This window comes from Stenotrophomonas sp. NPDC077461, assembly GCF_049545475.1.
GTDB classification, from domain to species: domain Bacteria; phylum Pseudomonadota; class Gammaproteobacteria; order Xanthomonadales; family Xanthomonadaceae; genus Stenotrophomonas; species Stenotrophomonas nematodicola.
Genome location: NZ_JBMWDO010000008.1, coordinates 134,319 through 159,941 on the forward strand (window position 1 = coordinate 134,319; position 25,623 = coordinate 159,941).

The following is a 25,623-nucleotide window of genomic DNA, read 5'->3' on the forward strand; positions in this document are numbered from 1 at the left end:
GGTACGCCACTACCCCTGCTTTGCCGCCCGCGCGGCCTGCTGCTCGACCAGGGTCAACGCCACGTTGTCGCGCAGATAGGCCGGCTCCACCCGCTCCGGCGCCACGGCCTCACCGCGCTCGAACGCCGGCACTGCCAGCGCCAGCACGTCCGAGGCGCGCGGCAGGGCCAGCGGATCCACGCCCGCCAGCTGCGGCGCCAGGCGCGTGGCCAGCACGCCATCGGCAGCACCGAACCCGGTGCCCACGCCGAACCAGCGCGTGCCGTCGGGCAGGACCACCGCGTCGGGCGCGCACACCACTTCCTCGCCCTGCAGCCGCCATTGGCCGTCCATGCGCACCTGGCGGGCCACGTACACCTCGCCCATGCGCGCGTCGATGCTGGACAGCACCTGGTCGGCGTCGGCCGGCGCGCGCAGCGCCAGCGTCTGCAGCGTTGAAATCGGCACCAGCGGGCGGTCCAGCGCCAGGGCGATCCCCTGCGCGATCGCGATCGCCAGGCGTACGCCGGTGAAGGCGCCGGGGCCGCGGCTGAGCGCGATCGCATCCAGCTGCGACCGGGCCACGCCCGCCTCGGCCAGCAGCGCCTCGGCCCAGGGCAGGCTCAGCTCGGCATGGCGGCGCGGGGCGATCTCGAAGCGCTCCAGCACCTGCCCATCCACATGCAGGGCGACGGAGCAGGCTTCGGTGGCGGTTTCAAAGGCAAGCAGTTTCATGGCGGTCAGAACAGGGAAGTGGGGAAATCGTCGGCGGCCGGCGCCGCTGCAGCGGCGGGAACGGCAGCGGCAACGGCAGGCCCGCTGGCCGCGTCGGCGGGCCATTGTGGCGCAAAGAAGGCGCGGACATCGTCCAGCGCCCGGGTGCGGCGGAACGGCGGCAGCGAATCCAGGAATATCCGGCCGTAGCCGCGGCTGAGCAGGCGCGGATCGCACAGCACCAGCACGCCGCGGTCGGTCTCGCTGCGGATCAACCGGCCCACGCCCTGCTTGAGCGCGATCACCGCCTGGGGCAGCTGCTCGTCGCGGAACGGGTTGCCGCCGTCGCGGCGGATCGCGTCCAGGCGCGCTTCGAACACCGGATCGTCCGGGGCGGCAAAGGGCAGTTTGTCGATCACCACCACGCTCAGCGCATCGCCGACCACGTCCACGCCTTCGCGGAAACTGGCCGAGCCGAGCAGCACGCCATTGCCCGACTCGCGGAAGCGCTGCAGCAGCGTGGCACGCGGCGCCTCGCCCTGTACGAACAAGGGCCAGGGCGCATCGCGCAGCGCTTCGGCTGCTTCGCGCAGGGCGCGGTGCGAGGCGAACAGCAGGAAAGCACGTCCGTCGGACGCCGCCAGCACCGGGGTCAAGGCGCGGATCAGCGCGGTGCCGAAACCGCGCGCGCCCGGATCGGGCAGATCGGTGGGCAGGTAACACAGCGCCTGGCGCGCCCAGTCGAACGGGCTGGCCTGCAGCAGCGTCACCGGGTCGTCCAGGCCGAGCCGCTGCGCGATGTGATCGAAATGGCCGTCCACGGTCAGCGTGGCCGAGGTGAATACCCAGGCCGCCATCGAGCGCTGCCGATGCTCGCGCAGCGGTCCGGAGACATCCATCGGGGTGCGCTGGCAACGGAAGCCGCGTGGCGTCAGTTCGTACCAGAGCACCTCGGCCGGTGCCGGCACCTGCTCGGGGTCCACGTCGAAATCCGGCAGCGGCGCATCGTCGCCCAGCCACCGCGACAGCCGCGACACCGCCTCCTGCGCACGCGCATGGCAGGCATCCAGGCCGGGCGACGCCTCGCGCACGCCGGCCAGGCCATCGCGCAGCGTCACCAGCGCGGCCATCGCCGCGTCGAATCCGTCGCGCACCTGCGGCACCGCCAGCGCGCGCCATTGGGTGCCGCGCGGCGGCAGGCCATCCATCGCGATGCGCAGATCGCGCAGCCCCTGCTCCAGTGCGGCGGCAGGCGCCTGCAGCGCGGCCTGCGCGCCGGCCACGCTGCGGCTCTCTGCCAGACAGTCGCGCGCCAGCTCCTGCCAGGGGCGCATGCCGAAACCTTCGCCGAAGAAGTTGGCGGCCAGCTCCGGCAGCTGGTGCGCTTCGTCGATCACGAAGGCCTGCGCGCCCGGCAGAATTTCGCCGAAGCCCTCCTGCTTCAGCGCCAGGTCGGCCAACAGCAGATGGTGGTTGACCACCACCACGTCGGCCGCCTGGGCGCGCTGGCGGGCCTGCACCACGAAGCAGTCGTCCCAGAACGGGCACTCGGTACCGAGACAGTTGTCGACCGTGGAGGTCACCATCGGGTACAGCGGCGAATCTTCCGGCAGCGCGTCCAGTTCGGCCATATCGCCAAAGCGCGTACGCCCCGACCACGCCAGGATGCGCTGGAACTGGGCCACCTGTTCCGGCGAGGAGAAGCGCGGCTCGCCACGCGCCTGCTGCAGGCGGTAGCGGCACAGATAGTTGGCGCGGCCCTTGAGCAGCGCACTGCTGTGACCTACCCCCAGTGCGGCGCGCACGCGCGGCAGATCGCGGTGGTAAAGCTGGTCCTGCAGCGCGCGGGTACCGGTGGAGATGATGGTCTTCAGCCCGGACAGCAGGGCCGGCACCAGGTAGGCGTAGGTCTTGCCGGTGCCGGTACCGGCCTCGGCCAGCAGCACGTCGCGCTGGTCGAAGGCTTCGGCGATGGCCGCGGTCAGGCGCAGCTGCGCCGGGCGCGGCACGAAGGCATCAAGTTGGCTGGCAAGCGCACCGCCCTCGCTGAGGGCGTCGCCGCTGGCAGTGGCAAGGCGGGACATCGTCCCATGATAATCCCCGGCCGCCACCGCGCGCCGGATTGCCGTCGTGGAGCGGGGCTCTGCCCTGCTGTTCCCGGTCAGATGCTGCCGGGCAGAGCCCGGCACTACGTGACGTGGGCCGGCACTACGTCACGTGGCCGGCACCGCTCAATACCGTTTGATGCCCGGGACGGTGCAGCCGTCCAGCTGCGCGTGCGCCGACACCGCGTTTTCCTTTTCGCCGCGCGCCAGGCGGGCCTGTTCGATGGTGGCCCAGTGGCGACGGCACAGCGGCCCGGTCTTCGAGCCGAGGTCCACGGCTTTGCGCGACAGCGCTTCGGCGCGTGCCCAGTCGCCCTGCAGCAGAGCGATTTCGGCCCGCTCCTGCAGCACGGCCGGATCGCCCTCGACAATCAGCAGGGCCTGGTTGAGCGCCTCTGCCGCGCCAGCCAGATCGTTGGCCTGGCGGCGGGCCTGGGCATGCGCGCGCAGGTCGTCGACCTGGGCATCGCGCAGCGGCTGCACCGCCAGTTCAGTGTCGTCATTGCCGGCGGCAGCGTCGACGGCGGCCAGGCGCTGGGCCGGGCTGACCGTGGCAACCACCGGCGGTTTTACCGGCGGCGTGCTGCTGACGCACGCGGCAAGGGACAGGCTGACCGCGACCAGCGCGATCGGACGAAGCGGGAACATCGAAGACATGGCAGGACTCAACGCGCAGGAGGGGTGGCCGCCGGCGCGCTTTGCGCCGGTTCAGGGGCAGCATCCTGCTTGCGTTCCATTCCGAACCAGCTGCGCCAGCCGCCGCCCTGGGTTTCACCGTCCCCCTGCCCGTCACCCTCACCCTCCGGCAGCACGGCCGGGGGCGCACAGGGCGCATAGGCGGGGGCGTAGCCCACGACGAACGGGAAGCGACGGGCTCCCGGACAGGTTTCATCGGTACTGGCGGTGCCGCTGGCTTCCACGTACTGCCAATCCAGTCCCTTGTTGCTGACCCGCAACGGCGAACTCGGCAGGCGGGTGAAGATGCCCGACCAGACCCGCATGGCGCCGCTGGCACCAAACAGGCCGGTCTGCGCGTTCTGATCGTTGCCGATCCACACCACGGCCAGGTGGTCGCCGGTATAGCCGGCATACCAGCTGTCGCGGCCGTCGTTGGACGTGCCGGTCTTGCCGGCGGGCTGCAGGCGGGCCAGGCCGTCGGCGTTCAGGCGCTGGGCGGTGCCGCTGGACACCACCTGCTGCAGACCGATGCTGATCAGGTTGGCGGCAATCGAGTCGCCCTCCTGTGCCGGCGCGGGGGATTTGTCATAGCGTTTGAGCAGCTTGCCCTGCGGATCGAGCACGCCACGCACGGCGTGCAGCGGTTGGATCTCACCGCCGGAGGCCAGGAACTGGTACAGCTGCGCCATCGCATACGGGCTCTGGTCGGTCGCGCCCAGGATCACCGCCGGATTCGCTTCGGCCTTGATACCGGCCAGCACATGGATCAGCTGGGTGAGCCGCTGCGGCTCGACCGCCATGCCGATCCGCACCGTGGCCTGGTTGTAGGAGTGCGCCAGCGCATCGATCATCCGCACCGTGCCGTGGCTGCGGTTGTCGGCGTTGCCAGGCGTCCAGCGCTTGCCGCGGCTGAGCTGCACGGTCACCGGCGAATCATCGACCCAGCTGGCCAGCGAGTAGCGGTCCGGTTGCGCCAGCGCCAGCAGATACACGAACGGCTTGAGCAGCGAACCGACCTGGCGCTGCGCTTCGATCGCACGGTTGAAGCCGGGCTCGGACACGTCGCGGCTGCCGACCACGGCCAGCACGTCGCCGTTGTGCACGTCGGTCAGCACCAGCCCGGCCTGCAGCTCGGGGCGACGCTTGGTTTCCAGCGACTTCAGCGTGCGCGTCACCGCGCCTTCCGCGTACGCCTGCGCGGAGGGCGACATGCCGGTCATCACGCTCAGGCCTGCGCCCTGCAGCGCGGCCTCCGGGTAGTCGTGGCCCAGCTGGCGGCGCACCAGGTCCACGTAGGCCGGGAACCGGTTCGCCGCGATCAGGCCGGGATTCTTCGGCACGCCCAGCGGCGCCTTCAGCGCACGCTGGTACTCGGCATCGTCGATCAGCTGGCTCTCATGCAGCTTGCCCAGCACGAAGTTGCGCCGGTCCAGCGCGCGCTCCGGGTTGCGCCGGGGGTCGTAGTAGGACGGGCCCTTGACCAGACCGATCAGCAGCGCGACGTGCTCGGTGCCGAGCGAGGACAGATCGCGCCCGAACCAGAATTCCGCACCCGAGGACATGCCGTGGATGGCCTGGCTGCCGCGCTGCCCGAGGTACACCTGATTGAGGTACGCCTCCAGGATGGTGCGCTTGTCGTAGCGCGCCTCCATGATCAGCGCGTACAGCACTTCATTGAACTTGCGGGTGACGGTCTGTTCCTTGCCGATCCCGAGCAGACCGCTGCGGGCCAGCTGCTGGGTCAGCGTGGACGCGCCCTGGCGGCTCTGTCCGCCGGAGCGCACCGTCACCCAGATCGCCCGCGCGATGCCGCTCAGGTCGATGCCGTGATGGCGGTTGAAGTCCTTGTCTTCGACCGCCTGCAGGCCGGTCACCAGCAGTTCGGGGGTCTCTTCGATCCGGACCAGGCGCCGTTCTTCCTGCTTCTGCCCGTACAGCGTGGCAATCCGCGCCGGGTCCAGGCGCGCGGCCTTGAGCGCCTTGCGGCTGTCGGCATCGCGCAGCGAGGCAACCTGGCCGCCAGACAGGCTCAGTTCGACGCGGCGGGGCGCCACCGGGCCGTCCACATCGTTGTAGCCGCGGCTGGAAATGATGAAGCGGCCGCCCTCCTGGGCATAGGTGGCCACCGGTTTGCCGGTGCCGTCTTCCCGGTAGGCCGACGCCGCCAGTTCGGTCTTCAGTGTCTGCGCATCCATCGCCACGCCGGGGGCCAGCACCAGCGGGCGCGCGTAGACACGGGTCGGAATCTGCCAGCGCAGTTCACCGAAACGCTGGGTGACCTGTTGGTTCAGGTACACCGTATAGGGGATCAGGAATCCCAGCGCGAGCGCGAACGCGGCCATGCCCCAGGTGATCAGGCGGCGGCGCCACTGCGGCCAGCGGCTTTCGGTGTCGTCGTCGAACTCGTCGAACTCGTCGGAATCGTGGCGTCGGGGCACGGTACATTGCGCAACAGGAGGATCGCGGCAGTCTAACGCAGCGCAGCAGCCGTTGCGGCGCCTGCCTGTGCGGCGTTCAGGCGGCTACGCAGGCGGCATGGGACCGCTGCGCCCGCGCACGCCATCCCAGAGGCCGCGCAACATGAACCGCAGGCGAACCAGGCGGGGCGCGATGACCACCCCGTTGCTGATCAGCTTGAGGACAAGCCGCGGGAGATCCTGGCCCACCCAGACCCGGGAGGTGTGCGGACGCCGGTACAGCAATACCCGGTTGCGCATGATGTAGTACAGGCGGAACGGCTTGTGCACGATGACGCCATCGCGCTTGATCCGGGACGGTCTCAACTGCTCGCCGATGCTGTGCTGCATCTGCGCATCACAGACGCCATACAGCCCCAGGCCCGCCGCCGTCGCCCGGAAGCACCAGTCCATGTCGATGTTGTCGATGAACAGCGACTCGTCCATCGGGCCCACGCGATCCAGCGACGCCAGCGGAATCAGCGAACCGGAGGTGATCAGGAAATCGCAGGGCACGTACTGGCCCGGGCCGCCATACAGCTTGTGGTTGATCGGAAAACCAAGACGGATGAACGGCGCAAGATCGCCACTGCGCGAATCGCGGAACTGGGGGCCCACCGCCGCCACCGGTCCCTGCTGCTGCAGCGCCGCCAGCGCCGTGGCGAGGGTCTGGACCATGCCGGCTTCCAGCACGCTGTCCTGGTCCATCAGCATCACGTGCCCCACGCCGATCCGGCGCGCCTGCTCACACGCACGGTTGAGCGCTGCACCGAGACCGACATTGACCGGCGAGGCGATCACACTCACGCCCTCCCCGGCGAGTGTGTGCAGCCGGGCAGCCACATCCGCCGCCGGACTGCCGTTGTCGAACACCACCACGTGCCCGACCTGGTCACGCACGGCTGCGACCACGCGCGCCAGCAGATCCAGATCGGGCGCGTAGGTCACGATCACCGCGCAGATGTCGGCGGCAGCCACGGCCTGCCGGGGGGGCGTGGCCTGGGAAATCGTCATGTCGGTCACTTCACATCCAGAAGATCGATGGCCAGCGAACGCAGGCCATTGGAAAAGCGCGTGTAGCGCCCGCTACGGTACTCGCCCCATACCTGCCGCGCGCGCGCCCAGAACGACCCGGGCAGCGCGGCACGTGCGCGCGCATGCAGCAGCCGCTGCTGCACCATTGTCCGGCGTTCGGCCGACAGCACCAGGCCGTCGTCGATCCGCGCCGACAGGGCTTCCAGCTGTGCAACCCGCTTGGTCAGGTACGCCCGGCGCGCCGCGCCGTCATGCATCACGCGGTCGCGCACGCCACGCCGCCGTGCGCCGACCTGGTTGCCGCCGTGCTGGCGGTAATCGACCAGGGGCGGCTCCAGGCAGTCCAGGCCATCGCCGGCAGCCGCGACCAGCGCCAGCCACTCGTCATGGATCCAGCCCGGCGCGACCGGCAGGGCGACATCGACCAGGCCACGGCGCAGCGCGGCCGTGGCACCGGTCACCACGTTGCGCCCGAGCAGCACCTCGAATGCCTCGCCGCGGTGCTCGCGCGCGATGTCATCGGCACCCACCTCAAGCACCTCGAACAGACGCGCACCGAGCGGCTCGCCCTGCCCGTCGACGAGCCGGGCGTCGCCGTGCAGCATCGTCAGGGCCGGGCGGCGCTCGAACGCCGCCGCAAACTCGGCCACCTTGTCCGGATGCCACACATCGTCCTGATCGCACAGGAACACGATGTCGCCCCGGCAGTGGCGCAGGGCGTACTCGAAGTTGCGCACGTAGCCCTGGTTCGCCGCATGCCGATGCAGGTCGACCTGGATGCCGAGCCCGCGCAGCGTCTCCGCTTCCTGTTGCAGGCACGACCAGGTCGAATCGCTGGAACAGTCGTCGCAAATGACCACCTGGTCAGGACGCCGGCGCTGGGCAGCGATACTGCGCAGCTGCCCGGCCAGGAACGCTTCTCCATTCCAGGTGCAGAGTGCAACGGAGACCTGCAGGCCGCCGGCCGTGGTCACGCCACATCCCGGGCGGCAGTCGCGCAGCGCGCCGGCACGCTGCCGCGCGGAGCGCGGCAGGGAGAGCGGAAGAAGACACGGGCATGCGTGGGCATTGCGGGGCTGGGCGGAAATGACAACGGCGGCACTATAGCCGACCCGGGTCGGCGGTGCGCCGCGGCTCAGCCGCCCTGCGCGCTGCGCAGGCGCTCGGCGAAGGCCGGCAGCTCGGGCAGGTCCGGCTGCCAGTGGCGCGCCTGGTCCAGCGCCTGCGCGGCAAAGTCGATATCACCGGCGCCGAGCCGCTCGCTGCCGATCGCCAGCCAGCGCTGGGCGAGGCGTTGCCGGGCCTGCGACAGGCTCGCATCGCTGCGCGCCAGGGTCTGCCAGGCCTCCAGGCATGCGCCTGCGGCGACCACCCGGTTCTCACGCAGACGGTCTTCGAAGCAGGTGCGGCTGGCCGGCAGCAGCCGCCCGGCGGCGGCGCGCACGCGCACATCCTGCGGCGCCAGGGCCTGTGCTTCGCGCAGCGCGTCGTAGGCGCTGCGGCCCGGTGGCGCGAGAAAGTCGCCACGCGCTTCGGCCTCCTCGATGCGCCGCAGCAGCGCCATCAGGCTGCGCTCGCGCTGCGCCCGCGGCGCGGTCGGCGCCTGCAGCGCCCGTTGTGCCTGCCGGGCCTGCTCGATACCCCGGCGCGCGTCGGCCAGTGTGCGCGCCGACGCCCCCAGCGCCTGGGCCGAGGCGAGCGCCTGCCCGGCCGCCTCGAAGCGGAAGTCACCGGCCAGGCGCGCGGCGCGCTGCAGGTGGGCCTCGGCCACGTGCTGCAGTCCCTGGCGCGCGGCGGCGTCGTCCGGCGCCGCCGCCAGCACCGCCTGGAAAGCGGTAACCGCCGTCTCCAGGCGCTCCCGGCGCAGTGCCGCCTGGCCGTCGCGCAGGCGCCGCTCCAGCGCAATGTTCAGCGCTTCCTCGGTAGCGGGCAGGTCCACATGGCCGGCATCGAAGCCACGCGCACGGCGCACGGCCGCCGCCGCGGCAGCCACATCCCCCCGCACGGCGTTCGCCCGCGCCTGCTGCAGCAGATCTGACAGGGCATCTTCGCGTCCTTCCAGGGCCTGCACCTGGGTGGGGACCAGCACCAGCACCTGCTGGTAGAGCGGCAACGCGCTGTCCGGGCCGTCGTCCAGGCGCTGCGCCTGCAACGCGGCGGCCGCGCGCGCCAGCAGGTCCTCCACGCCGGCGCGCGCCACGCGCTGCTGGCGCAGCTGCTGGGCCACCCCATCGACATCGCGCCGCGGCACCTGCAGCGTGCGCGCCAGTGCCAGCGCCGTCTCGGCAGCCTCGATGTCGCCTTGCGCCAGCGCACCGCGGGCCTGCTGCACCGCCGCCTGACCGGTGCGCACCAGTCCGGCACGCGCCTCGGCGCGGTCGCTGTCCATTGCCTGCGCGGCCTCATACCACTCGCGTGCGCCGGTCCCATCGGTGGCGGTCAGCCGGCCGGCGGCCAGCGCGCGGTCGCCCTGCTGCAGGAGATGCTCGATCGGCGGTGCGTCCCAGAACCAGTTGGCCAACGGCCGGTGCAGCAGCACCAGGGCAATGAACAGGACCGCCGCTGCCAGCACCGCCCAGCGCCAGATGCGCCGCGCATGACGTGCCTGCAGCCACCACCAGCGCCCTTCGCGACGGACGCGGCTCAGCACCTCGTGCGCGCGGTTCTGCCTGTCAGCGTCACGGCTCATGCCGCGAGCCTAGCCGGCGTCACGTGAGGTCAGCCTAGACGCCGGGCTTCGCTGACACCCGGCAGGGCATCCAGCTTGCCCAGCAGCGTGGACAACTGACCGTAATCGCTGACCTTCAGCCGCAGCCGCAGGTGCGCACGACCACTGTTGCGCACGTTGTCGCTGTGGATGTCCAGCACATACGCGTCTTCCTGCGCGATCAGATTGGTGATGTCCTTGAGCAGCCAGCGCCGGTCTACGGCCTCGACCACCACGTCCACTTCGTAGCCACCGCCGGCCTGGCCCCACTCCACCGGCAGGATGCGCTGCGGGCTGGCCGCCGACAGGCGCGCCAGTGCGGCGCAGTCGGTGCGGTGGACAGTGACGCCACGGCTGCGGGTGAGGTAGCCGACGATCGGCTCGCCGGCCACCGGCTGGCAGCACCGCGCGAGCTGCACCAGCAGGTTGCCCACGCCCTGCACGGTGAATTTGGACTTGCCCAGGCTGTCGCGGCGCGCGGTCGGGCGCGGCAGTGCCGGTACCGTCGGCTGGCTGGCGGCACGTTCGGCCTCCAGCAGCGCACGGCTGACCTGGCTGGGGCCGGTATCGCCCAGTGCGACCTGGATATACAGATCGTCCACGCTGTCGACATGGAATTTTCTGGCCGCCACGCCGAGGTCGGCGTGCTGCAGACCGAGGCGCTTGAGTTCACGGTCGAGCAGATCGCGACCGGCCTGCACATTGCGCGCCCGGTCCAGTTTGTGGAACCAGCCACGGACCTTCTCCCGCGAGCGGTTGCTGGCCAGAAAGCCGTTGGAGGCCAGCAGCCAGTCGCGCCGCGGATCGGCCTCCTTGGAGGTGAGGATCTCGACCCGGTCGCCGCTGCGCAGGCGATAGGTCAGCGGCACGATGCGGCCGTTGACCTTGGCGCCCCGGCAGCGGTGCCCGACCATCGTGTGCACGTGGTAAGCGAAATCCAGCGGGGTGGCGCCCTGCGGCAGGTCCATCACCTCGCCTTTGGGGCTCAGCGCGTACACCCGGTCCTCGGTCAGCTCGGCATCCAGCGCGCCGGCCAGTTCGCCGGCCTGCCCGTCCTGGGAATGCTCCAGCAACTGCCGCATCCAGGTGATCTTGCGATCAAACGCCTTCTCCGCGCCCTTGCTGCCTTCCTTGTAACGCCAGTGCGCGGCCACGCCGAGTTCGGCCTGGGCGTGCATGTCATGGGTGCGGATCTGCACTTCGATGGTGCGCCCTTCCGGGCCGACCACCGCCGTATGCAGCGAGCGGTAATCGTTTGCCTTGGGCCGCGCGATGTAATCGTCGAATTCACTGGGTACCGGCGCCCACAGCGCATGCACCACGCCCAGCGCCGCGTAGCAGGCGGCCACGTCATCGACCATCAACCGCAGCGCACGGATGTCGTACAGCTGCTCGAAGGCCAGCCGCTTTTTCTGCATCTTCCGCCAGATGCTGTAGATGTGCTTCGGGCGGCCACTGACCTCGGCGTGGATGCCCTGAGCGGCCAGTTCGCGCGCGAGCGCCTTCTTGACACTTTCCACATAGCGCTCGCGCGCCACGCGGGTTTCATCCACCTCGCGGGCGATGCGGCGGTAGGTTTCCGGCTCCAGATGGCGGAACGCGAGGTCTTCCAGTTCCCACTTCAACTGCCAGATGCCCAGGCGGTTGGCCAGCGGCGCATGGATGTCGCGGGTGAGCTGGGCCAGCGCACGGCGCTGTTCGTCCGGCAGGCGGTCGGCCGCGCGCATGCGCGCCAGCTGCCGCGACAGCAGGATCGGCACCACGCGCAGGTCCTGGATGATCGACAGCAGCAGCCGGCGCAGGCCCTCGCTGTTGCGACCGGCCTCGCGGCCGGCGTGCAGCGCCCACACCTGGTCGGCCGCGTCCTGGCCCTCCAGCAGGCCCACCACCGCCGGCTTCAGCGTGCCCAAGGGCAGGCCGTCCAGTCCGGCGCGCAGTCCCGGCAGGTCGAACAGCAGCGCGGCCAGCAACGCGCTTTCATCGGCCGACAGCAGCGCCAGCGCGTCCAGCGTGTCAGCCAGCACCGTCCAGCTGCTGCGCATCTGCTGATCGGTATCGGGCGCCTGCCAGCGCGCGCGCAGCGCCTCGCACAGGGCAGGCGGCAGCGACGACGCCGAGGGTCGGTTCAACAAGGCATCCAGGCCGGGGACAGAAGCGCGGTTCACAGCATCGTGCAGACAAGACAGAGGTAGCTACACTAGCGCCGCCCGTGCGAGGGAACAATCAAAACCGCTGCACCGGCCCATTGGCCCTACACTGCGTTCATCCCAAGGAGACCTGCCATGCGCTTTTCCCGTCTGCGGTTGTTGGCCGCTGTAGCCGTCCTGCTCAGCCTGTCGGCACCTGCCTGGGCACAGCGCGTGGTCGAAGGCGACCTGCAGCAGCAGATGACGCCGGAGGAGTTCAAGGCGGCCGGCCTGGACAAGCTCAAACCCGCCGAACTGGCCGCACTCAACAACTGGCTGCAGGGCAAGGTCGCCGCCGTTGCCGCCGATGTGCGCGAGCAGGTCCGCGAGCAGGTCAAGGAGCAGGCGCGCGAGGAAGGCCGCCAGGAAGTGATCGTCAAGAACCGCGGCTTCTTCGACTTCGGCAGCAGCGAGCCGATCATCAGCACGCTGGAAGGCGAGTTCCGCGGTTTCGGCAAGGGCCGCCGCTATGTGCTGGCCAATGCGCAGGAGTGGGAGCAGACCGACAGTGCCAGCCTGTCCGGCATCCGCGCGCAGTCGCCGCAGGTCACCATCACCCCCGGCGTGATGGGCGCCTGGTACCTGCAGGTGAAGGGCGCCAACACCCGCGCCAAGGTCCGTCGCGTCAAGTAACCGCGACCGCCCCGCGCAACCCGCGGGGCGGCCATTGGCTCAAGGCCTGCGCAGCGCCGCCACGCGCTGGGCCAGCTTCTTGGCTGAAATCCCGCTTTTTGCCCCAAGCTCCTGCGCGAACAGCGACACCCGCAGCTCTTCCAGATCCCAGCGCAGTTCCTGCCACTGCGGACGGTCGCGTTGGCCACGCTGTTCGGCCTCGTGCAGCGCGTCCAGGAACGGGCGCAGTTCCAGCATCCGCGCCTGGTCGCGTGGCGGATCGCGCTTGGCACGTTCGGCACGCAGGATCATCGCGCGCAGGTAGCGCGGCAGCTGTGCGAGCGCATCGGCCGGCGTATCGCGCAGGAAGCCGGGATGGATCAGCGCGGCCAGCTGCTGCTCCATGTCGTCCAGATTGCCGCGTGCCCAGCCCATCAACGGTGCTTCCAGCTGCGGCTTGAGCTCGGCGACGTGGGCCAGGATGTTTTCGGCCAGTTTCAGCCGCGCCATCGCCTCGCCGAACAGGCCTTTGCCCGCCGCATCGCGCCGCTGCGCGAACGCGGCCGGGTCGCGGATGTCACCCAGGCCATCGGCCAGCACCGCGTTCATCGCCGCCTCGACCAGATCCCCGCGCAACCGCTCCTGCGATTCGATCGCGGCATACAACAACCCGGTCTTGGGCGGAACGGGCAACTGCTTGCGCGCCTGCTTGGCCTTGTCGGCCAGCGCGATCTCCAGCAGGCGGCGCACCCCGCGCGGATGCTGCTCCAGTGCTTCGTTGCGATCGGCGAAGATGCGCAGCGCGGCGCTCTCGCCGTCATCCACCAACGCCGGATAGGCCGGCACTCCGGCTTCGCCGGGCACCTGCAGCGGAATCGGCGTGGCCGGGAAATCACGCAGCCCGTCGGCCGCCAGCGCCCGCCCGGCCCGCGCGGCGAAGGCCGCCCCGGCCTTCTCGCCGAAGCGTGCCCGCAGCGCATCCAGATCACGGGAGGTGGCCAGCAGCGTGCCATTGGCGTCGTGCAGGCGCAGGTTCATGCGCAGATGCGATTCCAGCGCGGCATCATCGAAGTCGGTGGCCGCCACCTGCGCCCCGGTGGCCCGCGACAGGAACCGCGCCAGTTCGCCGCGGATATCGTCAGCGGTGGGGTCCGGGTACGCCTCGGCGAACGCACGGCCGAAATCCGGCGCCGGAACGTAGTTGCGACGCATCGCCTTGGGCAGGCTGCGGATCAGCGCCGAGGCCTTGTCGGCGACGAAGCCCGGCGCAAGCCACGACAGCCGCGCCGGATCCAGCGCATTGAGCAGGTGCAGCGGAACATCCAGGCTGACCCCATCGTCCTCGCTGCCGGGTTCGAAGCGGTAATGCAGCGCCAGCCGCGCGTCGCCCAGCGGCAGGTACGCCGGATAGCGGTCGGCATCGCTGCCCTCGCCGGGCAACAGATCGGCCAGCGTCCACGCCAGCGCGCGCCGCTTGTCCGGCGCCAGTCCCTTCCACCACGTATCCAGGCCGGTAGCCGAATGGATCTCGGCCGGGATCCGGTCCAGGTACCAGCGGGCCTGCCAGCCTTCGTCGGCGACGATGCCGGCACGACGCAGCTTGGCCTCTTCCTCGCGCGCCTGCTCCAGCACCTTGAGGTTGTCGGCGATGACGCTGGCGCGCGTGTTGATCTCGCCGGTCACCAGTCCCTGGCGCACGAAAATGTCGTGCGCCTCGCCCGGCGCGATGCGGCCGTAGTGCACCGGCTTCTTCGGTGCCAGCACCAGCCCGAACAGACTGATCTGCTCGGAGGCCAGCACCTGGCCCTGCGCGCGCGACCAGTGCGGGTCGAAGTGCTTGCGCAGCAGCAGGTGCGGCAGCTCGGCGATCACCCAGTCCGGTTCGATCGCCGCGTTGGTCAGGCCCCAGATTTTCTGGGTATCCAGCAGCGTCGCGGTGAGCAGCCACGGCGGCGGCCGCTTGGCCAGCACCGAGCCGGGGAACGGCAGGAACCGGCGCTGACGCGGGGCAAGGAAGTCGCCCTTGTCGCTGCGGTGGCCGATCTGCGTGGGCAGGCCGGCGATCAGCGCGCGGTGCAGCGTCTGGTAGGCCGCAGCGCGCACCTTCTCACTGAAGCCACCGCGCGCCTCGCGGGCGTCGGCAGGCGCGGCCGATGCCGGTGCCGCCGTGGCTGGGAGCGGCTCGGCCTTGCCCTCGCGGGCCAGGCGTGCGGCACGGTGCTGCTGGCCACGGGTGGCTTTGATCCTGGCATCATCGTCGCGCGTCGGCGCCGGCGCGGACGATCCGGCCAGCAAAGGTTCCAGCGCCGTTGCGGCCGGCTCTTCGGTCCAGCCAAGTTCTTCGCACAGGACGCGCAGCTGGCGATGCAGCTCGCGCCACTCGCGCATGCGCAGGAAGCCAAGGAAATGGCGTTCGCACCAGCCCCGCAGCTTGGATTGGGTCAGGTCCTCATGGGCCTGGCGGTAGCCGTCCCACAGGCGCAGCACGCCGACGAACTCGGAGCGGCCGTCGGCAAACAGCGCGTGCGCGTTGTCGGCGGCGGCGCGCGCTTCGGGCGGGCGCTCGCGCGGGTCCTGGATACCCAGGAACGCGGCGATCACCAGCATCGGCCGCAGGCATCCCTGCGCCTGCGCCGCCACCAGCATGCGCGCCAGCTTGACGTCCACCGGCAGGCGCGCCATCTGTCGCCCGACCGGAGTCAGCCGACGCTCGGCGTCCACCGCGCCCAGTTCACCCAGCTGCTGCCAGCCATCGGCGATCGCGCGCTCGTCCGGCGCTTCGAGGAACGGGAAGTCCTCGATCCGTCCCAGGCCGAGCTGCAGCATCCGCAGGATCACGCCGGCCAGGCTGGAGCGGCGGATTTCAGGGTCGGTGAACTCGGCCCGCGACAGGAACTCCGCTTCCGAGTACAGGCGGTAGCAGATGCCCTCCGACACGCGTCCGCAACGGCCCTTGCGCTGGTTGGCGCTGGCCTGCGACACCGCTTCGATATGCAGGCGGTCCAGCTTCTGCCGCGGGCTGTAACGCTTGACCCGGGCCAGGCCAGGATCGACCACATAGCGGATGCGCGGCACGGTCAGCGAGGTTTCGGCCACGTTGGTGGCCAGCACGATGCGCCGTTTGCTGCCCGGGTTGAACACCTGGTCCTGGTCCTTCACCGACAGCCGCGCGTACAGCGGCAGCACCTCGGTTTCGCGGTACTTGCGCCGTTCCAGGGACTGGTGCGCGTCGCGGATCTCGCGTTCGCCGGGGAAGAACAGCAGGATGTCGCCGCGCGGATCGAGCCGGGTGATCTCATCCACCGCCGCCACCACCGCCTCGTTCAGGGTGCGCTCGCCGTCGCGGCCGCCCTCCTCGTCGCCGCCGCCCTCGCCTTCCAGCGGGCGGTAGCGTACTTCCACCGGGAAGGTGCGTCCCTCGACACTGATCACCGGCGCATCGTCGAAATGCTCGGCGAACCGCGACGTGTCGATCGTCGCCGACGTCACGATCAACTTCAGGTCCGGCCGCTTTTTCAACAGCTGCTTGAGGTAGCCCAGCAGGAAGTCGATGTTGAGGCTGCGCTCGTGGGCTTCGTCGACGATGATCGTGTCGTACTGCGAGAGCCAGCGGTCGCTGCTGATTTCCGCCAGCAGGATGCCGTCGGTCATGAACTTGATGCGGGTGTCGTCGCCAACCCGGTCGGTGAAGCGCACCTGGTACCCCACCGTGGTGCCCAGCTCGGACTGGAGTTCCTGGGCCACACGGGTGGCCACCGCACGTGCGGCGATCCGTCGCGGCTGGGTGCAGCCGATCATCCCGGCCACGCCCCGTCCGGCAGCCAGACACAGCTTCGGCAGCTGGGTGGTCTTGCCCGACCCGGTCTCACCGGCAATCACCACGACCTGGTGGTCGCGGATCAGGGCGGTGATCCGTTCAGCTTCACGCGCAATCGGCAGGGTGTCGTCCAGACTGATCGTCGGCCGGTTCCGCGCGCGTGCCTCACGCCGCTGTACCGACGCCTGCAAGGCCTGCTCGAACGCGGCCGCCACCGCCGCATCGGCCGGTTTGGCGCGACAGCGCGAGAGCATCCCCAGCAAGCGACCGCGGTCGCGGCTCATCGCCCCGTCGATCGCGCGCTGTTGCAGGTGCAGAGAGGAAACGGAGGGTTTGTTGATAGCGGTCATCAATCGGATCGTTTTAAAACTTTGATTACATCTGAAAGGTTAGTCTGATCTATTGTGAAGGCCATCCCATCCACAAGGAGGATATCCCCCATGGCGAAAACCAAGACGCCGGCAAAGAAGACCCAGACCGGTAAGCAGAAGCTGGCAACGGCGGCCCCCTCGGCCCCGAACATCGATATCGGGATCAAGGAAGGCGATCGCAAGAAGATTGCCGATGGGCTGGCGGCCTTCCAGGCGGATGCGTTCACGCTCTACCTGAAGACCCACAATTTCCATTGGAATGTCACCGGGTCGATGTTCAACTCGCTGCACACCATGTTCGAGACCCAGTACACCGAGCAGTGGGCAGCCCTGGACGACGTTGCTGAACGTATCCGTGCACTGGGCTTCAACGCCCCCGGCTCCTACCGCGAGTTCGCGGCCCTGACCTCGATCGCCGAGGAACCGGGCCTGACCGACAGCGCGGACTGGCGTGAAATGGTACGCCAGTTGGTCGCCGCCAACGAGGCCGTGTGCCGCACCGCCCGCAAGGTGCTTGATGTGGCCGCCGACGCCGACGACGCCCCGACCGAAGATCTGATGACCCAGCGCCTGCAGACCCACGAGAAGTACGCCTGGATGCTGCGTTCCTTGCTGCAGTAATCCCGCCGGGGCGTTGCCCCTCCTGTCCCCCCTTGGTCTCAAGGGGGGCTTCGTCCCCGGATGGCGCATCGCCGACGTTCAGATCCAGAGTCGACTGACCCTCCTCAGGTCGCTCGGCCCTGTAAACTACGTCGATGTCTTCCCGCCCCGCGCACGACCTGCTCAGCCGCATCTTTGGTTACGACGATTTCCGCGGTCCGCAGCAGGCGATCGTCGAACATGTCGCCGCCGGCAATGACGCGCTCGTATTGATGCCCACGGGCGGCGGCAAGTCGCTGTGCTACCAGGTGCCTTCCCTGCTGCGCGACGGCACCGGCATCGTCATCTCCCCGCTGATCGCCCTCATGCAGGACCAGGTCGACGCCCTGCGCCAGCTGGGCGTGCGCGCCGAGTACCTCAATTCCACGCTGGATGCGGAAACCGCTGCGCGGGTGGAACGGGAGCTGGTGGCCGGTGAACTGGAGCTGCTGTACGTCGCACCGGAGCGGTTGCTCACCGGCCGCTTCCTGTCCCTGCTGGCGCGCAGCCGGATCGCCCTGTTCGCCATCGATGAGGCCCATTGCGTCTCGCAATGGGGCCATGACTTCCGTCCCGAATACCGCCAGCTGACCGTGCTGCACGAGCGCTGGCCGGACGTGCCGCGCATCGCGCTCACCGCCACCGCCGACCCGCCGACCCAGCGTGAAATCGCCGAGCGGCTGGACCTCACCAACGCCCAGCACTTCGTCAGCTCCTTCGACCGCCCCAACATCCGCTACACGGTCGTCCAGAAGGACAACGCCAAGCGCCAGCTGCTGGACTTCCTCAAGGCGCATCGCGACGCAGCCGGCATCGTCTACTGCATGTCGCGGCGAAAGGTCGAGGAGACCGCCGAGTTCCTGTGCCGCGAGGGTATGAACGCACTGCCTTACCACGCCGGCCTGCCCGCCGAAGTGCGCGCCGCCAACCAGCGCCGCTTCCTGCGCGAGGACGGCATCGTGATGTGCGCCACCATCGCCTTCGGCATGGGCATCGACAAACCCGATGTCCGCTTCGTCGCGCATACCGACCTGCCCAAGTCGATGGAAGGCTACTACCAGGAAACCGGGCGCGCCGGGCGCGACGGTGAACCGGCCGAGGCCTGGCTCTGCTACGGCCTGGGCGATGTGGTGCTGCTCAAGCAGATGATCGAGCAGTCCGAGGCCGGCGAAGAGCGGAAAACACTCGAGCGCGCCAAGCTCGACCACCTGCTCGGCTACTGCGAATCCATGCAGTGCCGCCGCCAGGTTCTGCTGGCCGGCTTCGGCGAAACCTACCCGCAGCCCTGCGGCAACTGCGACAACTGCCTGGTCCCCCCCGATGCCTGGGATGCCAGCGTGGCCGCCCAGAAGGCGCTGAGCTGCGTGTACCGCAGCGGCCAGCGCTTCGGCGTCGGCCACCTGATCGACATCCTGCGCGGTGGTGAGAACGAGAAGATCCGCCAGTTCGGGCATACCGAACTGAGCACCTATGGCATCGGCAAGGATCTGGACGCCCGCACCTGGCGCAGCGTGTTCCGCCAGTTGGTGGCCGCCAGCCTGCTCGAAGTGGACAGCGATGCCTACGGCGGCCTGCGCCTCACCGATGCCAGCCGCGACGTGCTCAAGGGCCGGCGCAAGGTGATGATGCGCCGCGAAAGCCCCGCCGCCGGCCGCGAGCGCGACCGCAGCGGCCAGCGCACCGGCCTGTCCGTGCTGCCGCAGGACCTGGCGCTGTTCAACGCCCTGCGCGGCCTGCGCGCCGAGCTGGCGCGGGAACAGAACGTGCCGGCCTTTGTGATCTTCCACGACAGCACCCTGCGCAACATCGCCGAACAGCGGCCCACCAGCGTCGATGCGCTCGCCCGGGTCGGTGGCATCGGCGGCACCAAGCTGTCGCGTTACGGCGCGCGGCTGGTCGAGATCGTGCGTGAGGAAGGCTGATGGGACCGTACGCGCTGACGGAGTGGGCTCCAGAGTTGAATCCCGCGTTCAGCCACGGATGCGCCGTCGCCGCGTTGGCGGTAAGGTGGCGCCCATGACCGCCGGTGGCCTGCTCCTGCGCCTGATCCTGATGCTCAGCCTGTTGCTCAACGGGTTGAACGCCGCCTTGGCCGGGCCGATGGCGTTGGCAATGGCGCACCCGGTGGATGCTGCCGTCACCGCTCCCGCGCCGCCCTGCCACGGCCACGACGCCGTGACCGCGCCGCCGCCGTCGGCGGTGCTCGACCACGCCCAGGCACCGCAGCAGGGCGATCCCTGCAAGATCAAGGATTGCCTGCGCACCTGCGCACAGCAACCCAGCCTGGCCGTACAGATCGCCTGGATCGCCACACCGCCCCCGCCCGCGCAGGCACCGCTGCCGCCGATCCGCGCCGGGCTGCCCAGCCTGCCGCTGGACCGCATCACCCGCCCTCCGATCGCCTGATCCCGCGCTCCCCGCGAGCGCCCGACTGACGCGATGCCCCGCGCTGCGTGCGCGGTTGGCGTATCGGCACCTGCGCGTGCCATTGGATCCGATTCGGAGCTGCAATGTCTTTCCCAACCCAACCCGGCCCGGGCGCGCTGCCCATGCCGTCGCGCCGCCTGTTCGTCCAAGGGCTGGCCGCCGGAGGCGTCGCCGCCGGCCTGGCCGCCACCGGCCTCAGCCCGCGCGCGTTCGCCGCCGCCGGTCCCGCGCTCGCTGCCGCCCCGCAGGTACTCAGCGGCCAGGCGTTCCAGTTGAGCATCGGCGAGTCGCTCGCCAACTTCACCGGCCGTACCCGCCCGGCAATCACCGTCAACGGCAGCCTGCCGGCGCCCATCCTGCGCTGGCGCGAAGGCGATACCGTCACGGTCCGCGTGGCCAATGCGCTGCAGGGCCACCCCACGTCCATCCATTGGCACGGCATCCTGCTGCCAGCCAACATGGACGGTGTGCCAGGCCTGAGCTTCAACGGCATCGCGCCGGGCGAGGCCTACCAGTACCGGTTCACCCTCAAGCAGTCCGGCACGTACTGGTACCACAGCCATTCGATGTTCCAGGAACAGGCCGGCCTGTACGGCGCACTGATCATCGACCCGCTGCAGCCGGCGCCGTACCGCTACGACCGCGAACACGTAATCATGCTCTCGGACTGGACCGACATGGACCCGGGTGCGCTGTTCCGGCGCATGAAGAAGCTCGCCGAGTACGACAACTACTACAAGCGCACCCTGCCCGACTTCCTGCGCGACGTGCGCCGCGACGGCTGGGCCGCGGCCACCGCCGACCGCGGCATGTGGGGCCGGATGCGGATGACCCCCACCGACATCTCCGACATCAACGCGCATACCTATACCTACCTGCTCAACGGCACCACGCCGGCCGGCAACTGGACCGGGCTGTTCCGCAGTGGCGAGAAGGTGCTGCTGCGTTTCATCAACGGCGGCTCGATGACCTACTTCGATGTGCGCATTCCCGGCCTGAAGATGACCGTGGTCGCGGCAGACGGGCAATACATCCATCCGGTCACCATCGATGAATTCCGCATCGCACCAGCGGAAACCTTCGATGTCATCGTCGAACCCGGCGGCCAGGATGCCTACACCCTGTTCTGCCAGGACATGGGCCGCACCGGTTATGCCGCCGGCACGCTGGCAGTACGCCACGGCCTGCAGGCCCCCATTCCCGCGCGCGACCCACGCCCGCTGCTGACCATGTCCGACATGGGCCACGACATGGGCGGCATGGGCCACGACATGAAGGGCATGGAAGGCGGCTGCGGCGCCAGCATGGGCCACGCCGCGCACGGCGGCAACGACAAGGCGCCGCGCCACGCGCCGAGCGAGACGGGCAATCCGCTGATCGACATGCAGAGCATGGCCACCGAGCCCAAGCTCGACGATCCCGGCATCGGATTGCGCGACAACGGCCGCCAGGTGCTTACCTACGGCGCGATGCGCAGCCTGTTCGACGATCCGGATGGGCGCGATCCCGGCCGCGAGGTCGAGCTGCACCTCACCGGGCACATGGAAAAGTTCAGCTGGTCCTTCGACGGCATTCCCTTCGCCAGCGCGGAACCGCTGCGCCTGAACTACGGCGAGCGCATGCGCATCGTGCTGGTCAACGACACGATGATGCAGCACCCCATCCACCTGCACGGCGTGTGGAGCGACCTGGAAAACGCCGACGGCGACTTCCACCTGCGCAAGCACACCATCGACATGCCTCCCGGCACGCGCCGCACCTACCGCGTGCGCGCGGACGCACTGGGCCGCTGGGCGTACCACTGCCATCTGCTCTACCACATGGAAGCGGGCATGATGCGCGAAGTGAGGATTGAAGAATGAGCACGCTCACCGCTCACGCGCCCCGCCTGCTGACGGCGGCGCTGCTGGCCACCCTGTCAGCGCCCGCCTGGGCGCAGTCGCATGCGCATGCCACCGTGGCGGCGGACACGTCGCCACCCGCCACCGCCGGGACGACCTCCAACCCCGACCATGACGGCATGGACCACACCCGGATGGACCATGCAACGATGGACCACGGCAGCATGGACCACAGCCGGATGGACCATGCGGCGATGGGTCACGCAGCACCCGCGCCGCGGGAACCGCTGGAGCCGATTCCCGCCGTCACCGAGGCCGATCGCATCGCCGCGTTTCCGCCGATCGACCACGACGCGATGGAACACGCGCCGGAGATCCACAGCATGGTGCTGATCAACCGCCTGGAGCAGTGGGACGGCAAACACGGCAATGGCCAGGCCTGGGAGGCCAGCGGCTGGATCGGCGGCAACATCAACCGCCTCTGGCTGCGCAGTGAAGGCGAACGCAGCGATGGCCGCACCGGATCGTCGGACCTGGAGCTGCTGTACGGCCGCAGCGTGTCGCCGTGGTGGGACGTCCTGGTCGGGGTGAAGCAGGACATCCGTCCTGCCGATTCGCGCACCTGGGCGGCCATCGGCATCCAGGGCCTGGCGCCGTACAAGTTCGAAACCTCCGCCACCGCCTACGTCGGCGAAGGCGGCCAGGTCGCAGCCACGGTCGAAGTGGAATACGAGCTGCTGCTGACCAACCGGTTGATCCTGCAGCCGCTGGTGGAGGCCACGTTCTCGGCCAAGGATGAACCCGAATACGGCACCGGTGCCGGCCTGAACAAGGTCGAGGCCGGCCTGCGCCTGCGCTACGAGTTCAGCCGCCGCTTCGCCCCGTACATCGGCATCAGTCACGAGCGCCTGTTCGGCGACACCGCCGACTATCACGCGGCCGCCGGCGAAGACGCGCGCGACACCCGCTGGGTCGCCGGCGTGCGGGTCTGGTTCTAGGCCAGCATGCATCCCGGGCGCCGCGTGCGCCCGGGGCATGCCCGGGATGCCGTAAGCTGCCGCACCGTTTCCCCATCCGCGCTCCCATGTCCCTGCATATCCGCCGCGCCACCGTGGCCGATGCCGACGCCCTCTCGGCCATCGCCATCGCGACCTACAACGAAACCTTCGGCGATTCGTATCCGCCGGACGATCTTCACGCGTTCCTGCAGGCGCACTACAGCCCGGCACCGCAGCGCCGCGAGCTGGAGGATCCGCACAGCGCGGTGTGGCTGCTGGAAGAGGACGGGCGCGCGGTGGGCTATCTGGCAGCCGGCCCGAACGGATTGCCCCATGCCGATGCGCGCCCGGGCGATATCGAGCTGAAGCGCCTGTATGTGCTGGCACGCCACCAGAGCGGTGGTCATGGCGCGCGCCTGATGGACGCGTTCCTCACCTGGCTGGACCAGCCCGCACGCCGCACCCTGTGGGTGGGCGTGTGGTCGGAAAACCACGGTGCGCAGCGCTTCTATGCGCGCTACGGCTGCGTGCCGGTCGGCCAGTACGACTTCGTGGTCGGCGACAGCCGCGACCTGGAGTTCATACTGCGCCGGCCCTGAGACCGGCGCAGCCGGTCCGGCTCAGAAGTCGAACAGGTCCGACAGGAAGCTCTCCTTCTTCTTCTTGCGATAGCCCTGCTGGTCGCCGTACTGCTGGCCCAGATGACGCGTATCGCGATGCTGCACCGCCGGAGGCGGCGGAGGCGCGGCCGAACGTACCGGTGCCGGCGCGGCGCCGCCCACCGAGCGTTCGATGATCTTGTCCAGTTCGCCACGGTCCAACCAGACGCCACGGCACTGCGGGCAGTAGTCGATCTCGATGCCCTGGCGCTCGGACATCACCAGCGCCTGGGTCTTGCATACGGGGCATTGCATCGTCGCCACTCCATCGATCAAACCCCGACTCTACCCTGCCGTGGCTGAGTCCGGCGCAACGCCGCATGACCAACGGCCCCCCGACCTCTGCCCCATGATTGCGCGTTGCCAGCGCCGCACACTGCGCGCACCACACGCCAAGGAATCCGGCCATGTCCGCCCCCCACCCCGGTCCCCGCTGGCTCAGCGCCAGCCTGATCGTCATCACCCTGCTGGTGTCGATCAACCTGCGTGATCTTGCCGGCTGGGCCGGCGTGCCGATTCCCGGCCTGCCCATTCCCTTCGGCGGCGCCATCGTCGACAACGGACTGGGCGTGCTGCTGGTCCTTGCCGTTGCGGCCTGGCTGCGTCCCGGCCTGCCCCTCCGGCATGCCCTGGGGCTGGGCGGCAGCGGCTGGCAGGGTCCGGCCATCGTGCTGCTGGCCACCTTGCCGTGCTGGCTTGGCCTGTGGTGGCTGGGCGGCATCAGCGCAGAGGCGAGCCTGCTGCCGCTGGTGATGCTCGCACTGCTGTTTCCACTGGCCGAGGAGATCATCTTCCGCGGCTTCGGCTTCCTGTTCGCCCACCGCCATCAGGGCTGGCCCTGGTGGCCAGCGGCTCTGGTACAGGCGGTCATCTTCGGCGCCATCCACTGGTGGTCCTTTGGTGGTGGCGGCGGCATGGCACTACGCGTGTTTGCAATGACGGGCATCGGCGGCGTCGTGTTCGCCGTGCTGTGCCGCCTGGACCGCAACACGCTGTGGAGCGCCGTGGTGCTGCACGTGTCGCTGAACATGGCCTGGAACGTCATGCAGGTAAACGATGCCACCGCCATCGGCTGGCAGGGCAACAGCCTGCGGCTGTCGGCCGCGCTGCTGGCCGTCGCCGGCGTGTATCTGCTGCATCGGCATCGCACCCGCCGGGCCGCCTGCACGACCCGCTAACCTTCGCCGCCCCATACTTGCGCGCCGTTTCCGGCCGACCCCAGGAATTCCGCGTCATGTTGCTGTCCAAGCGCCACGTCATCCCGCGCGTACTGCTGATCGAAGACACCGAAGATACCCGCGAGCTCAGCCGGCTCGCGCTGGAGAGCCAGGCCTGCGAGGTGACGGCGGTGAGCACGGCCGAGGCAGCGCTGGGATTGCTGCGCGCGGGTGAGCGGTTCGACCTGGTGTTTACCGACGTGTGCCTGGGCGAGCTCAACGGGATCGACGCCGCCCACTGCATCCGTACCCATCACCCGGGTCTGCCGGTTCTGGTCACCTCCGGACTCGACCCGGCCGAGGTGACCGGGCGCCTGCGCGAGGGCATCCATTTCCTGCCCAAGCCGTACTCGATGAGCGAGCTGCTCGATGCCATCCGCACCTGTTTCGGTGTCATGGAAACCGGCCGCGCGGCCTGAGCGGCGCAGGCACGCGCCTTCATCCATTTTTCATCCGCGACTGGCATCGTTCGATCCACAGGGCCCGCCCGTGGGCCACGGACACGTGCCATGCAGACCCGTCTTCTCTGGAGTGCCCCCCTGCTGCTGCTCGCCGGCCTCGCCGATGCGCGGGCCGATGATGTCGTCACCTGCGAAAGCCGCGACAACCGGTATCACGCCTGCTCCCTGCCGTACGCCGGCCATGTCAGCCTGGACCGGCAGCTGTCCGGCGCGGACTGCCGCCAAGGCCGCAGCTGGGACTACGACCGCCGCGAGGTGTGGGTGGACGACGGCTGCCGGGCCACCTTCCGCGTGCAGGGAAGCGGCTCGCGCCACGACCGGGACAACGATGACAACCACGACGCCAAGGTGGCCGCCGGCGTGCTGATCGGCGCGGCCATCCTGGGCGCGATGGTCCACAACGCCAACAAGACATCCGACGACCGCTACGACGACACCCGCTACCAGGGCGCCCGGCACACATCGTATGTGCCGTCCTGGATGATCGGGGAGTTCGAGGGCTACAACGCCATGTACGGTACCGATATCCGCATGCGCATCGACGGCGACGGCCGCATGTCCGCGCAGGCGCGCGGCCAGACCCTGTCCGGCTGGGTCAACGGCGGCCGGCTGAATGTCGGCGACAGCGTGTTCGACATCAGCCAGAGCCGCGACGGCTTTGTCACTACGGAGGTGGGCGATCGCCAGAACGAGGTGCGCTACCGACGCGTACGCTGATCCT

20 protein-coding genes are annotated in these 25,623 nt (G+C 69.5%); 10 read left to right on the forward strand and 10 right to left on the reverse strand.

Going from position 1 to position 25,623, the window contains the following annotated elements:
* Window positions 1-9: 9 nt before the first annotated feature.
* The 8 genes from tsaB to ACPEH8_RS14620 all read right to left on the reverse strand — a co-directional run bounded on the left by tsaB (window position 10) and on the right by ACPEH8_RS14620 (window position 11,839).
* Window positions 10-714, reverse strand: coding sequence for a tRNA (adenosine(37)-N6)-threonylcarbamoyltransferase complex dimerization subunit type 1 TsaB (gene tsaB, locus ACPEH8_RS14585; protein WP_262071817.1), 705 nt, complete (start codon window positions 712-714; stop codon window positions 10-12).
* Between the two features lie 5 nt (window positions 715-719).
* Entirely contained in the window at window positions 720-2,777 is a 2,058-nt protein-coding gene (locus ACPEH8_RS14590; RefSeq protein ID WP_136003057.1) for an ATP-dependent DNA helicase, read from the reverse strand.
* Window positions 2,778-2,924: 147 nt separating this feature from the next.
* Window positions 2,925-3,446, reverse strand: a complete 522-nt coding sequence (locus ACPEH8_RS14595) for a hypothetical protein (protein ID WP_017356294.1) — start codon at window positions 3,444-3,446, stop codon at window positions 2,925-2,927.
* 17 nt (window positions 3,447-3,463) lie between these two features.
* On the reverse strand, window positions 3,464-5,914 hold the full coding sequence (gene mrcB, locus ACPEH8_RS14600; RefSeq protein WP_136003055.1) for a penicillin-binding protein 1B: 2,451 nt from the start codon (window positions 5,912-5,914) through the stop codon (window positions 3,464-3,466).
* 84 nt (window positions 5,915-5,998) lie between these two features.
* On the reverse strand, window positions 5,999-6,946 hold the full coding sequence (locus ACPEH8_RS14605) for a glycosyltransferase family 2 protein (RefSeq protein ID WP_166473349.1): 948 nt from the start codon (window positions 6,944-6,946) through the stop codon (window positions 5,999-6,001).
* Between the two features lie 5 nt (window positions 6,947-6,951).
* Window positions 6,952-7,941, reverse strand: a complete 990-nt coding sequence (locus ACPEH8_RS14610) for a glycosyltransferase family 2 protein (RefSeq protein WP_313217398.1) — start codon at window positions 7,939-7,941, stop codon at window positions 6,952-6,954.
* Window positions 7,942-8,102: 161 nt separating this feature from the next.
* Window positions 8,103-9,656, reverse strand: a complete 1,554-nt coding sequence (locus ACPEH8_RS14615) for a hypothetical protein (RefSeq protein WP_423667272.1) — start codon at window positions 9,654-9,656, stop codon at window positions 8,103-8,105.
* A 29-nt stretch (window positions 9,657-9,685) separates the two neighbouring features.
* Window positions 9,686-11,839: a RelA/SpoT family protein gene (locus tag ACPEH8_RS14620; RefSeq protein WP_423667275.1), complete on the reverse strand. Its 2,154-nt coding sequence runs from the start codon at window positions 11,837-11,839 to the stop codon at window positions 9,686-9,688.
* A gap of 117 nt (window positions 11,840-11,956) precedes the next feature.
* On the opposite strand from ACPEH8_RS14620, the gene ACPEH8_RS14625 reads away from it, so the two are divergent.
* Window positions 11,957-12,493 (forward strand): hypothetical protein, encoded by a 537-nt coding sequence (locus tag ACPEH8_RS14625; protein ID WP_017357210.1) that lies wholly within the window; start codon window positions 11,957-11,959, stop codon window positions 12,491-12,493.
* Window positions 12,494-12,532: 39 nt separating this feature from the next.
* On the opposite strand, the gene hrpA is transcribed toward ACPEH8_RS14625, so the two are convergent.
* On the reverse strand, window positions 12,533-16,639 hold the full coding sequence (gene hrpA, locus ACPEH8_RS14630; protein WP_313160028.1) for an ATP-dependent RNA helicase HrpA: 4,107 nt from the start codon (window positions 16,637-16,639) through the stop codon (window positions 12,533-12,535).
* 90 nt (window positions 16,640-16,729) lie between these two features.
* On the opposite strand from hrpA, the gene ACPEH8_RS14635 reads away from it, so the two are divergent.
* From ACPEH8_RS14635 to ACPEH8_RS14660, 6 genes are all read left to right on the forward strand, one after another.
* Window positions 16,730-17,281: a Dps family protein gene (locus tag ACPEH8_RS14635; RefSeq protein WP_017356669.1), complete on the forward strand. Its 552-nt coding sequence runs from the start codon at window positions 16,730-16,732 to the stop codon at window positions 17,279-17,281.
* Window positions 17,282-17,415: 134 nt separating this feature from the next.
* Window positions 17,416-19,221 (forward strand): DNA helicase RecQ, encoded by a 1,806-nt coding sequence (gene recQ / locus ACPEH8_RS14640; protein ID WP_136003051.1) that lies wholly within the window; start codon window positions 17,416-17,418, stop codon window positions 19,219-19,221.
* A 94-nt stretch (window positions 19,222-19,315) separates the two neighbouring features.
* Window positions 19,316-19,705 carry a CopL family metal-binding regulatory protein gene (locus ACPEH8_RS14645; RefSeq protein ID WP_262071823.1) on the forward strand — a complete coding sequence of 130 codons (390 nt, stop codon included), beginning with the start codon at window positions 19,316-19,318 and terminating at the stop codon, window positions 19,703-19,705.
* A 104-nt stretch (window positions 19,706-19,809) separates the two neighbouring features.
* The gene (locus tag ACPEH8_RS14650; RefSeq protein WP_166473352.1) at window positions 19,810-21,588 is read left to right on the forward strand and encodes a copper resistance system multicopper oxidase; all 1,779 of its coding nucleotides are present in this window, start codon (window positions 19,810-19,812) and stop codon (window positions 21,586-21,588) included.
* Window positions 21,585-22,565, forward strand: coding sequence for a copper resistance protein B (locus ACPEH8_RS14655; protein WP_313160030.1), 981 nt, complete (start codon window positions 21,585-21,587; stop codon window positions 22,563-22,565). The genes ACPEH8_RS14650 and ACPEH8_RS14655 overlap by 4 nt, the downstream gene beginning before the upstream one ends.
* An 86-nt stretch (window positions 22,566-22,651) precedes the next feature.
* Window positions 22,652-23,164: a GNAT family N-acetyltransferase gene (locus ACPEH8_RS14660; protein ID WP_153164671.1), complete on the forward strand. Its 513-nt coding sequence runs from the start codon at window positions 22,652-22,654 to the stop codon at window positions 23,162-23,164.
* 21 nt (window positions 23,165-23,185) lie between these two features.
* On the opposite strand, the gene ACPEH8_RS14665 is transcribed toward ACPEH8_RS14660, so the two are convergent.
* Window positions 23,186-23,479: a zf-TFIIB domain-containing protein gene (locus tag ACPEH8_RS14665; protein ID WP_153164672.1), complete on the reverse strand. Its 294-nt coding sequence runs from the start codon at window positions 23,477-23,479 to the stop codon at window positions 23,186-23,188.
* A 152-nt stretch (window positions 23,480-23,631) separates the two neighbouring features.
* On the opposite strand from ACPEH8_RS14665, the gene ACPEH8_RS14670 reads away from it, so the two are divergent.
* The 3 genes from ACPEH8_RS14670 to ACPEH8_RS14680 all read left to right on the forward strand — a co-directional run bounded on the left by ACPEH8_RS14670 (window position 23,632) and on the right by ACPEH8_RS14680 (window position 25,619).
* Window positions 23,632-24,402: a CPBP family intramembrane glutamic endopeptidase gene (locus ACPEH8_RS14670; protein WP_017356997.1), complete on the forward strand. Its 771-nt coding sequence runs from the start codon at window positions 23,632-23,634 to the stop codon at window positions 24,400-24,402.
* Between the two features lie 56 nt (window positions 24,403-24,458).
* Window positions 24,459-24,860, forward strand: coding sequence for a response regulator (locus ACPEH8_RS14675; protein WP_017356998.1), 402 nt, complete (start codon window positions 24,459-24,461; stop codon window positions 24,858-24,860).
* A gap of 90 nt (window positions 24,861-24,950) precedes the next feature.
* On the forward strand, window positions 24,951-25,619 hold the full coding sequence (locus ACPEH8_RS14680) for a DUF3011 domain-containing protein (protein ID WP_017356999.1): 669 nt from the start codon (window positions 24,951-24,953) through the stop codon (window positions 25,617-25,619).
* Window positions 25,620-25,623 lie beyond the last annotated feature (4 nt).